The following is a 1,897-nucleotide window of genomic DNA, read 5'->3' as shown; positions in this document are numbered from 1 at the left end:
AAATAAAGAGGCTGCGCTCGCAGCTTACACACTATCTGTTCAGCTTTTTTCGACCAAAGTCAGAGCAGACAGCGTTCAGCGACTCACGCGTGCTATAGCTGAGCCCAAACAGAACGCTGAAATTACTAAGCAGCCAGCAACCAAAACATACACACAACATCATGCTGGTAATAAGCTGCACCTGCCACGTTTTAAACTCTCTAGAAATCATTTGGATAATGGGTTGTGTGAAGCCTTTTTGGCTGAGCTTAACCAAAGCCCCTGGGATGAATTACTGTCCTGTAAATTACCTACCATACATAACCCGGATATTAGAGAGTTGGTGTTTACTCCTATCGAAGGGGAAAGAATTAAAGAAATTGACCAACTGATATACCGCGGCAGACAGGCTTGGGAGCAAACTTGGCCTGAGAGAGAAAAGGATTACCAACTAGGCTACTTCCGACTCGGTGAAGCGTTTTTTGATGCCAATAATGATGGCAAGAAAGAACATGTCATTCGAAGGTTAATGCCTCTACAAACTTGTAGACCGCTTGAAAAAGGCGAGGCAGGGAATGATGTGGATGTTGTTAGTATGTCAAGGAGCCGAGTTAAGCAATGGGAAGCCATGACAAAAAAACAACAGTTACAGCAAGCAGAAATGAACGGTTTTTACAGTAGTTACACCATTTTAGAAAAGAATTATAAAAAAGGTACTTTTAGTGCTAAAGGCCGAATTTTAATATATCAGGATAAAATATATCCAACTTACCCTAGCGGGATGAGCTTTAAGAATATACCAGACCTTAATCATAGCACCTGGTTTTCAATTGCTGAATTTTCAGGGCATATCAGTTCAAAAAACACCTACGGCGCCACTCCGGTATGTTCCTACAAGTTAAATAAATAAAGATTAGAAGATTAAAATGAGTTTATTCACCGAAATTAAAAACCATGAAGACGCAGTCACAACTATCTATATCGATTCAAAAGGCATCCCCACCATTGGCGTCGGTTTTAACCTTAGAGAAGAAAAAGTACTAGAGGCCATACTCGAACAGTTTAATTACTCTACAACATCTCTATCAGAGGCGGACTTTAATACATTAAAATTAAGTTTGGAAACTATATTTAGAAGGGAATGGACAGAGTCTAATAAAGATGACCGAATAAAAGAAGTCAACGATGTATTAAAAATTTACCAGGCGGATGACAAACGGCTTGATAACTCCATTCCAGAGGAAACCTTTGCTTTTCCTGATGACACCAGCAGTATGGAAGCTGTATTCAATGGCATCCTGCCTACTTACCAAAAGCTGGCAATTGATGGACTAGATAATAATCTGGATGGAGACAGAGCTGCTGCACAAGCCGTATTTGATGGTTTATCGGATACGAGAAAGGCGGTGCTGATTTCTTTGACCTTTAATGGTGGCTCTCCTATGGTGGGGCCAGGTATCTCAAAGGCATTGAAAGATAAAAACTGGGCTGAAGCATACTACCAAATCGCTTATTCAAGTAACTCAAACACCGTTAATGGTGAAAAAGTACGCATAAATGGTTTGCATAATCGCAGATTAAAAGAAGCGTCAGCCATGATTGAAGGGATCTCGATTGCTGATAAGCAAAAACTTTACGAAAAGCTATATGAAAAAAGAGCAGAAATCACAAAATACATTGACGAGTTGCAAGCTGATAAAACAAATAATGTTTATGAGCCAATAACTAAAGCCAGACGTGATGAACTGTTTGCTGCCCTTAATGATCAAATGACGACTTTAGCCGCTGAGCTTGCGGCAGAAAATATAGAAGTTACGGCATACACTTTTAAAAGTGCAATTGATGATTCAGGTAACCCTGGAGATGGTGGCTCAGGCGACAATGGCTCGGGTGACAATGGCTCAGGCGACAATGGCTC

Annotated in this window: 2 protein-coding genes; both read left to right on the top strand. The window is 40.6% G+C overall.

Annotation, left to right across the window (positions count from 1 at the left end; translation table 11 throughout):
* Positions 1–889 (top strand): hypothetical protein (locus CWB98_RS24090; protein WP_171045742.1); only part of this gene is annotated, 889 nt, incomplete at its 5' end.
* A gap of 16 nt (positions 890–905) precedes the next feature.
* Positions 906–1,897, top strand: a 992-nt coding sequence (locus tag CWB98_RS24275; RefSeq protein ID WP_212751163.1) for a hypothetical protein, incomplete at its 3' end; no start/stop codon positions are given.

Source organism: Pseudoalteromonas rubra, assembly GCF_005887115.1.
Classification (GTDB): Bacteria; Pseudomonadota; Gammaproteobacteria; order Enterobacterales; family Alteromonadaceae; genus Pseudoalteromonas; species Pseudoalteromonas rubra_F.
Note: the sequence above shows the minus strand (reverse complement) of the source record. Positions and strands in the feature narration are given on the sequence as shown.